At 46.4% G+C, this 8,928-nt stretch carries 11 protein-coding genes and 1 pseudogene; 8 read left to right on the top strand and 4 right to left on the bottom strand.

The window, feature by feature from the left end:
* Both QUA77_RS27935 and QUA77_RS27940 read right to left on the bottom strand, forming a co-directional pair.
* Positions 1-200, bottom strand: a pseudogene (locus QUA77_RS27935) (photosystem II q(b) protein); the annotation flags it as partial.
* Positions 201-465: 265 nt separating this feature from the next.
* Positions 466-888, bottom strand: a complete 423-nt coding sequence (locus tag QUA77_RS27940) for a DNA/RNA non-specific endonuclease (protein WP_333042913.1) — start codon at positions 886-888, stop codon at positions 466-468.
* A gap of 12 nt (positions 889-900) precedes the next feature.
* Between QUA77_RS27940 and QUA77_RS27945 the strand changes: the two genes are divergently transcribed.
* Positions 901-1,224 carry a hypothetical protein gene (locus tag QUA77_RS27945; protein WP_333042911.1) on the top strand — a complete coding sequence of 108 codons (324 nt, stop codon included), beginning with the start codon at positions 901-903 and terminating at the stop codon, positions 1,222-1,224.
* A 51-nt stretch (positions 1,225-1,275) separates the two neighbouring features.
* On the opposite strand, the gene QUA77_RS27950 is transcribed toward QUA77_RS27945, so the two are convergent.
* Both QUA77_RS27950 and QUA77_RS27955 read right to left on the bottom strand, forming a co-directional pair.
* Entirely contained in the window at positions 1,276-1,527 is a 252-nt protein-coding gene (locus tag QUA77_RS27950) for a ribbon-helix-helix domain-containing protein (RefSeq protein ID WP_333042909.1), read from the bottom strand.
* On the bottom strand, positions 1,524-2,114 hold the full coding sequence (locus tag QUA77_RS27955; RefSeq protein ID WP_333042908.1) for a ParA family protein: 591 nt from the start codon (positions 2,112-2,114) through the stop codon (positions 1,524-1,526). Before QUA77_RS27955 ends, QUA77_RS27950 begins: the two co-directional genes overlap by 4 nt.
* A 434-nt stretch (positions 2,115-2,548) precedes the next feature.
* Here QUA77_RS27955 and QUA77_RS27960 point away from each other — a divergent pair, with 434 nt between their 5' ends.
* The 7 genes from QUA77_RS27960 to QUA77_RS27990 all read left to right on the top strand — a co-directional run bounded on the left by QUA77_RS27960 (position 2,549) and on the right by QUA77_RS27990 (position 8,681).
* On the top strand, positions 2,549-2,755 hold the full coding sequence (locus tag QUA77_RS27960; RefSeq protein WP_333042907.1) for a hypothetical protein: 207 nt from the start codon (positions 2,549-2,551) through the stop codon (positions 2,753-2,755).
* 450 nt (positions 2,756-3,205) lie between these two features.
* Positions 3,206-3,328, top strand: coding sequence for a hypothetical protein (locus QUA77_RS27965; RefSeq protein ID WP_333453844.1), 123 nt, complete (start codon positions 3,206-3,208; stop codon positions 3,326-3,328).
* Positions 3,329-3,466: 138 nt separating this feature from the next.
* A complete protein-coding gene (locus QUA77_RS27970) occupies positions 3,467-3,598 on the top strand; it encodes a hypothetical protein (protein WP_333042905.1) in 132 nt (43 codons plus the stop codon).
* 206 nt (positions 3,599-3,804) lie between these two features.
* Positions 3,805-3,933, top strand: a complete 129-nt coding sequence (locus tag QUA77_RS27975) for a hypothetical protein (protein WP_333042903.1) — start codon at positions 3,805-3,807, stop codon at positions 3,931-3,933.
* Positions 3,934-4,067: 134 nt separating this feature from the next.
* Positions 4,068-4,196, top strand: a complete 129-nt coding sequence (locus tag QUA77_RS27980; RefSeq protein WP_333042901.1) for a hypothetical protein — start codon at positions 4,068-4,070, stop codon at positions 4,194-4,196.
* 537 nt (positions 4,197-4,733) lie between these two features.
* Positions 4,734-6,278: an HlyD family efflux transporter periplasmic adaptor subunit gene (locus tag QUA77_RS27985; protein ID WP_333453847.1), complete on the top strand. Its 1,545-nt coding sequence runs from the start codon at positions 4,734-4,736 to the stop codon at positions 6,276-6,278.
* Between the two features lie 243 nt (positions 6,279-6,521).
* The gene (locus tag QUA77_RS27990; RefSeq protein WP_333453849.1) at positions 6,522-8,681 is read left to right on the top strand and encodes a peptidase domain-containing ABC transporter; all 2,160 of its coding nucleotides are present in this window, start codon (positions 6,522-6,524) and stop codon (positions 8,679-8,681) included.
* Positions 8,682-8,928 lie beyond the last annotated feature (247 nt).

The raw sequence follows: 8,928 nt of genomic DNA on the forward strand, positions 1-8,928 counted from the left end.
ACTGGTTCGCGGATGCCGTCGATGTCCACTGGAGGGGCAGCGATGAAGGCGATGATGTAGCAGATGGTGGCGCTCAGCAAGGTAGGAATCATCAAGACGCCGAACCAACCTACATAAATGCGGTTGTCTGTGCTTGTTACCCACTCGCAGAAGCGTTCCCAGACATTGGCGCTTTCGCGCTGCTGTAAGGTTGTTGTCATGGTTTTATGATTGCTGTATTTGGTTGTCAATGTTCGGATGATGTTTATATTATTAACGGTGTTGTTAAGGTTTGTAAAGGGGTTGAGCGACAGTTTAATTGATAGAAGTCATCAGCTAGGCTTATGCAGTCATGGGATATGAGGGATGGTGGCACTCGGTGGCCGTGTTTGCAAGAGCGGACTCAAAAGCGCACTCAAATATTCAGCAGTATTCGAGACAAAGCTTTGAAGTAGACCTAAGATTTACTGGCTGTCAGCTTTGCTTTCAATGACTTGCTGAACCTGTGAGGGTACGTTCGACAAGAAATTTGGCCCCGTCTTTTGTTTCAGTTGCTTTACCGAAACTCGAAAGCTTTTCCATTTTCCGGCAGTAATCTTCCAGGTCACTCCAAACGCCCCTGTTGAGTTCTGGGATTTGGGGCATCATGTTGGTCATCAGGAAAGTGCTGCTGTTATCGGCTTCATTACGGGTGCGATCTGTACTGGGTGCAATGTGTCCCCGGTCGTAGCCGCTGCCGGTGTAATCGTTGGGTCGCACTTTGTACCAAGCAGCGGGGAGAGCATCATCGGGGCGGAAGTTGTCCTGGCGATCGGCTGCCCCAATCCAAGAGCGGTTCAGTTGCCACGATACCCAATTGGCGGTCTTAGTTTTGCTGTTGTAGGAGAGCACAAACTGTGGCTTCACCATTAAATAGTGTCGGTGCTGGCAACACTGGATGTGGCATTGCTGGGATTGCCCAGCAGCAAGTTGGGGTTGTTGGTTGCCGAAGCTACGGGATTCTGCGCTGTGGGTTTCTGCACTCTTGGTTTAGGAGAAACTCGCGGCAGTGAAGATGGCGGGGCTGATGTCAGATTGCAGCCAGCAACCATCTCCAAAATCAGAGCGATCGCCCCCAACTGCCGTATTTTCTTCATGCTGCACCGCTCCCTTGCGAGTCCAGTGCCAGCTTACCAACATACGCACCCAACAGTAGACGAACTCAAGAATGCAGCGATTGACGGGAAAGGTAACTGCTGCAAATAAGAGAAAAAACTGATAACGTTCAAACATTCAAATGTTCAAATGTTCAAACAGTTAAATGTTTGTATTGGCACTAAGCTGCTGGAGGTATTGAGCGACGGACTTTTCAACCAGCTCGCTGATTTCTTCACCTGACTGTGCGGCAGCAGATTTAAGGTCGCGGTGCATTTGTTTGGGCAGGTAAACAGTAGCCCTGACAAAGTTTGGGTCTTTGCTTTTGGGTAACGCCGGAGTTGGTGCGGGTTCGAGGTCAGGTTCGCCGGGTTTGAGTTTCTTGGCCTTTAACAAATCATCAAAGCGGCTCATGGCAATATCTCCTTGCCGACAGCGGCATAACAACCCCAAGCAGCTTTGGCGTAGGCATCCTTGACAGCACTTACGGGAACCCCGGTCAGCGCGGCTTTCTGAAATACTGCCAGCCGCCTGATCTCAGCTTTAAATATCGGCAACTGGGCTTTCTCGATCGTTCTGCGAGACTCAATCCCGACTTTGCTAGGAGCGGGCGGGATGAGGGTGAGCAAAATGCGGTAATTCGATTTTAGGGAATGCAAAGCTTCGACCATTTGCAGCATCGCAGTGAGGGCCATCGCATCGGGGGAACTCGGTAAAATCAGCAAGTCACAACCTTCTGCTACAGTTTTGAGTTCGTCGGGGTCGGGTCTGGCCGGCGTGTCTATCACGATGTGCTCGTAATCTCTGGCAAAGCGAACTCCTTGCTTTTCATCCACCACTTTGAACGGGAGAGAACCCCGCGCAGCCCAATCCAAAGCACTGCGGTTGAGGTCGCCGTCTACCAAGAGCGTAGGCGCTTTGGTTTGCAGGTAAGCCGCCAAGTGCAGCGCTGTAGTTGTCTTGCCGACTCCGCCCTTGAATGAGGCGATTGTCACGATCATAGGTATACCGATACGTTGATTAACTCAACTTTACCTCTTAATCATCTAAATGTCCAAACATTTGAATGCTTGAATGTTTTAAATGATGCCGTATCTTGCCAGTTATAGGGCGGGTTGGCTCAGCTAATTAACGATAACAACGTAGCGCTCGGTTGCAGGTGATGGGAGGAGGTGGATCTTCCCAAAAATCAAGCAGTTGCTGCACTGCGAGAGTCTGCTCCCCATTCGCTCTCTTGAAGGTGTGATACTGTCGCGGGTCGCATCACCTGCGGTTGATTTAATCATCTAAACGTCTAGATGTCTGAGTGAGTAATTTAAGATTTATGCAACTGGTACATGGCGATGAGCGCGCATAGCGAAGGTATCCCGTAGGAAATCGCCCTCAACCTTTCTGCTACACGCTCCTGGGCGCTCAAACGAGCCAAAGTCTTTTGATGGAAGCTGCATCGCCAGCACCAACATCCACAGCATCACTAACACCCGAAGCTGCATTGGCAACGCTAACACCACCGCACGACCCGGATGTTGTTAGAGGACGGGTTGAAAGACGTGGAGGAATAAAAGCGATCGTCCTAGCCCGCATCAAGGTAGTGGAAAATTTCTCCAAAACTTCAAAATCTTGTAGCGGGCTGGTGACATAGTGGCTAGCAAACTAACCGCCCGCCCCCTCATGGATGGAACCCTACACATCAGGGCAAAGAGAATACGCTAGTTTCTGTGAAAGGGTGCTCGTGCTTATCCAGCCCACGATCGCATTGATGCGCCTTCAATCTATCAATACTTCGGACTGTTTCTGGAACGATACTACAAGCTTTACAAGGCAAGGATCGTAAAAAAGTCGAATCAAATGTCGCGTCAGGGGTGGAGCTGGCGTTGATTTAATGTTCCACAGCGGCTCAAAGTCAAGCGAGAGCAAGCCCTTGGGTCATATAGCAACAGTCCTGACTGTTGGGTAAGTTAGGTGGACAATTATCGCTTGGGTTCTCCGAAAAAAATATTTAGCAAACAATCTGGCGAACCATCCGGACAAACAAAATGAGGAATGTATCTCTTGACTAATGTAGATATTGCTCAGCTCAGGAGAACTAACAGTGAAAACCAAGAAGCAATCCCAGAAACAAGTAACAACCCAGCTACAGGTACATCTACCTATTGTTACCCTGACCGAAAAAGATATGTCTTCCGTCAACGGCGGAGGTGCATGGCATTATTAATCAACCTCTAAGGTTGCTGTAGGAGGGACTAAGCGAAGGAGGAATTCAACCTGAGCTCTGAAAATGAAGGAAGTAGTAAAAAACGACTTCTTTTCCCTCCTGTTTGTTAATTTTCTCTAAAATACAGACGATTTTATAATGGACACGAAAAAGCAACACCAAAAACAAGCCAAAACATTGCCTTTGACACAACTGCCTATTGTCGCGCTGACCGAAAAAGATATGTCTTCCGTCAACGGCGGGCGGATCGGTATGCCCGGTGGCAGCTAGAGCAAGCTTGCGACCGCAAAAGATATGTCTCCTGTCAATGGCAGTGGACATATCAATGCAATTTAGAGGCAAGGAACCTCTAAGCTTGTTAGTCTGAGGGTTAAGGTAACGAAGAATTAAACCCTAGTTGTGAAAACAATTAATTTCTTGATACTTATCTTTCCCTCCAATTTCTTACAATTCACTCAAACGCCGAGGATTCTACAATGGACACTAAAAAGCAATCTCAGAAACCAGCTAAAACATTACCTTTGACACAACTGCCAATCGTCACCATGACCGAAAAAGATATGTCTTCCGTCAACGGCGGCAGCGGTTACGCATGGACAAGTTAATCAACCTCTAAGGCAACTTTAGGAGGGACTAATGTAACGAGGACTTAAATCCTAGTTATGAAAAAAAGGAGTAAAAAACGACTTCTTTTCCCCTCCACTTTGTTAATTTTTTCTAAAACGCAGAGGATTTTATCATGGACACGAAAAAGCAAGACCAGAAACAAGCCAAAACCTTACCTTTGACAAAGCTGCCAATTGTAACTCTGACCGAAAAAGATATGTCTTCCGTTAACGGCGGAGGTTACAATTCATGGGCTGGTTAATCTACCTCTAAGGTTAGTGGTAGGAGGGGCTAAGCGAACGGGGAATTCAACCCAAGTTCTCTGAAAATGAGGGAAGTAGTGAAAATTACTAATCTTCCCCTCCAATTTGTTAAAGTTAACTAAAAGATGGAGGATTCTAGAATGGACAATAAGAAGCAATCCCATAAATCAGGCAAAACCTTACCTTTGACCAATTTGCCAATAGTGACTCTGACCGAAAAAGATATGTCTTCAGTCAACGGCGGAACTCAAAGGATATGGAGCGGTTGATCGATAAGCTGTCGCGCATTTAAATTGTATATTCAGGGCGAGCGGGACGCCCACCCCACAAGAGTTTGATGGTTTTTTAACATACAATTTAAATGCAGAACAGCTTAGCAACTGACCGAGTAAAGATTGGCGCTACCTAGTAGCTGTTCAAAAGTCTAAAAAGTTAACCCGGAGAGGATTGCCCTATTGACAAAAGAGCAATATTTCTATTTCCTCTCCGGGTTATTTGTTTATTAGCCAGCATCCTGGTGCTCTACCCTTGTAAGTATGTTTAGTGACCCCAACCCAGACTTGCTCCGCCCAGCCAAAAGCGATGAATTTCTGCCTCCCATAAGTATTTGGACAACCCTAGGCGGTATATTGTTAATGGGAAGCGTTGGTGCAGCCATCACCCTCACTGCTGTCACGAAATACAACATCACCGTCAAAGCTCCCGCCACAGTCCGGCCTGTTGGAGAAGTTCAGATAGTACAAGCAGCGACAGAAGGCAGGGTCGAAAGTATTTCGGTGAAAGAGAACATGGCGGTAAAACAGGGAGATGCGATCGCAGTTATCGACTCATCCCAATCTTTGACTAAAAAAAGTCAATTACAAGGAAATATCCAGCAAAATCAACTGCAACTGCGACAAATTACAGCTCAAGTTACCGCTACAGAGGAGCGAATCGCAGCAGAAAATTGGGGAATGGAACGCGCAATTGCCTCCGCCGAAGCCGATGTAAGCCGCAACCAACAGGAATATCGAGAACGAAAACTGACCACAGTTGCCGAAGTTGAAGCAGCCGCAGCTAATTTTAAATTAGCTCAACTGGAAAGGCAAAAAGCTCAAGAAGAATTGCAAAAAGAACAGGCTTATTTACTAAATATAGCGGCGAATTTAAAAGCAGCAGAGGCAAGTTTAAAAGCAGCAGTTTCTAAGCAAAATCGCTATCAACCGCTGCGAGAATCTGGAGCGATTTCCCTCGACTTACTAGAAGAAACCCAACGAGCCGTTGAACAGCAAGAACAAGCCGTTGCTGGGGAAAAAGCAGCGGTGGCAACGCAACAACAAGCGATTGAAAGTCAAATAAAAACCGTTGAGAAACAACAGCAAGCCGTTGAAGTAGCTGCCGCTAAATTAAAAGTCGTTCAAGCTGCCCTTAATCCTAGCGCCGCACCTGTAGCAATTGCTTCTGAACGAATTGCCCAAGAAAAATCTAAGGGCGAAGCAGGTTTGGCGATGTTAAAAAAAGAACGAGAAGCCCTAATTCAAAGCCGCCATGAAATCCAAAATCGAATCAACCGCGATCTGCAAGAACTCCAACAAATTGGTATCGAACTCAAAAAAACGGTAATTACCGCCCCCGCCGACGGTACCATCCTCAAACTGGAACTGCGAAATTCGGGTCAGGTGGTACGTCCTGGAGAATCCATTGCCCGCATTGCTCCAAGTAATGCCTCTCTTGTCATTAAAGCTCGTGTGGCAGTTCGAGATATTGGCCGCGTTCGAGTCTGCAAAGAAGAAAAAGTGTCAGACTGTACGCAGGGCAAAGCTCAACTGCAAGTTTCTGCTTATCCTTATCCAGATTACGGCACGCTCAAAGGTGCGGTAAGGGCGATCGCTCCCGATGCAATTACACCTGAAAGCCCGGATGCGGGTGCAGCTACTCCCTACTACGAAGTGACCCTTCAACCTGAAAAACTTTATCTAGACAAGAACGGCCATCAGTATCCCATCCAATCGGGAATGGAAGTTACATCAGACATTATCTCCACAGAAGAGACGGTACTTGCGTTTATTCTTACAAAAGCAAGACTGCTGACAAATTTATGATTGAAGAGCCTAACTAATCCTCAAGTTGATGGAGTTTGGTTGCTTATTTTTAAAGAGAATTAGTGTACAAAATTCACAATTTTATCTAAATTGCTGAAATTCTCTCAGTCCCTATTTTAGCAGTTGATTGAAGCCGATGCTTGTGACAAGAAACTAAGTGTCACTAACTTCATCCAAAAGTTATAAAGACACGATGAAAATAATGAATCTACGCTGGTATATTCTGTTGGATCTGAAATAAGAATGCTTAGATTGGTTAAATACCCTTGTGTTTTACAGCTTGCTGAATCTGACTGTGGGGCAGCTTGCTTTGCTACCGTTGCTAAACATTACGGGCGTACTTTAGCAATCAGCCATATTCGGGAACTGGTAGGCACGGGGCAGCAGGGAACCACGCTGCTAGGGCTGAAGCGGGGGGCGGAGGAGCTAGGTTTCAATGCTCAAGGCGTCAAAGCATCACCAGAGATTATTGACCAAATCGACGCCCTCCCCCTACCTGCAATTATTCACTGGCAGGGATACCACTGGGTAGTTTTGTACGGGCGGCAGGGCAAGAAATACGTCATCGCTGACCCGGCTGTCGGCATCCGTTATTTATCCCGCCATCAGCTAACCGAAGGCTGGCAAAATTACATCATGCTCTTGCTCGAAGCAGACCCAATTCGCTTTGGAGAGCAACCAAACGATCGAATTAACATTCTGGGACAATTTTGGCAGCGCATCTGGCCTTACCGAGCCATTTTATCGGAAGCGCTGTTCCTCAATCTTTTCTTGGGTTTGATTACTCTGGCTTTCCCGTTCCTGATCCAAATTCTCACTGATGATGTGCTGGTGCGGGGAGATAGCAAGCTGCTCAACGGTGTCATTATTGCCACTCTAGTCATGAGTTTAATCGGTAGCGGGCTGAGATTGGTGCAGTCAAATTTGATCGCACATTTTGCTCAACGGCTGGAGTTGGGGCTGATTCTCGAATTTATTCGAGCAATCCTGCGCTTGCCGCTCACTTATTATGAAACTCACCGCAGCGGTGAAATCATTAGCCGCTTGCGAGATATTCAGCGCATTAGAAGTATAATTTCTCAGCTTTTAGTTACTTTACCCAGCGAGTTTTTTATTGCTGCGGCTTCTTTGGGTTTCTTATGGTTTTATAGCTGGAAGCTGATGCTGCTTGCTACCTCAATTGCAGCGGTGATGACGCTATCGACGCTGGTGTTTCTGCCAACTCTCCGGCAAAAAACGCGAACTGTATTAGCCGAAGACGGTGAAAACCAAGCAATTCTGGTAGAAACGTTTAAAGGAGGACTCACGCTCAAAACAACATCGGCCGCACCTCAACTGTGGGAACAACTTCAGAGTCGCTCTGGCAAGGTAGCCAATCTGACCTTTCGCACTATCCAGATTATGGTTGTTAACCGCACCTTTTCTGATGTAGTCTCTAATCTCGGTAGTGTAGGTATGCTTTGGTTCGGCAGCCAACTGGTGATTGCTAAGGAAATCAGCATCGGTCAACTGGTCGCTTCCTATACCCTGGCGCAAAATGTAATTCGCTTAATGGCTGATTTGATTGTCATCATCAATGAATCTATCTGGATTAGAACCGCTGTGGAACGCCTGACCGAGGTCACTGATGCCCAACCAGAAATGCAACCGGGTGATGTCAAAAAGCCTTTTGTAAAACTTTCTGAAAATGCTGATATTGTTTGCACCAACCTTAACTTTAACTATCCCGGTCAAGTTGATTTAGTCGAGGATTTTTCTGTGACGGTTCCCGGCGGTAAAGTAGTTGCTTTAATTGGAGAATCTGGTTGCGGAAAGAGTACCTTAGTCAAGCTCATTGCGGGCCTGTATCCTTTGCAATCTGGCAATATTCGCCTGGGAATTTATAACAGTCAAGACCTGGCTCTTGATTGTCTGCGCCAACAGATTGTTCTAATTCCTCAAGAACCTCACTTTTGGAGCCGCTCGATTCTCGCCAACTTTCGTTTGGGTTCCCCTCACGCTACTTTTGAGGAAATCGTTACCGCCTGTCAGCTAGCCAAGATTGATGAATTTATCAGCAAACTACCCGATAAATATCAAACTGTTTTAGGCGAGTTTGGCGCCAATATTTCTGGAGGACAGCGACAGCGGCTCGCCATAGCCAGAGCAATTGTCACCAACCCACCCATCCTGATTTTAGATGAATCAACAGCGAACCTTGATCCAGTGAGTGAAGCCCAAGTCCTAGATGGGCTCTTGTCTCACCGCCAAGGCAAAACTACGATTTTGATTAGTCACCGCCCTAGAGTCATCATGCGGGCTGATTGGATTGTGTTATTGGAACAGGGTAGAGTAAAACGGCAAGGTTCTTTGGATGAATTGCAAAAGCAGGCTGGCAACCATTTAGACTTTTTAAGTCCTTGAAAACTATGGAGCCGATGGCTAATTGGGGTACAGCCAAAATACCTACAAAATAAGACGTGATATTAAGAAACATAACAAATGAGTCCCTACGTAGCTTTCGAGGAAGCTTGCAAGCACAAAAGCATCCTAAATTAGCTGACTATTCAACCAAGTTTGAGAAGGCAGAGTATTAGACATCTCCAAAATAGTAACAATTCGTGATAAGATCCCATCCTCAAGCTTTTTTGACACAGAAACATGAGCGACA

Origin of the sequence: Microcoleus sp. K5-D4, assembly GCF_036704575.1 — a bacterium.
Classification (GTDB): Bacteria; Cyanobacteriota; Cyanobacteriia; order Cyanobacteriales; family Microcoleaceae; genus Microcoleus.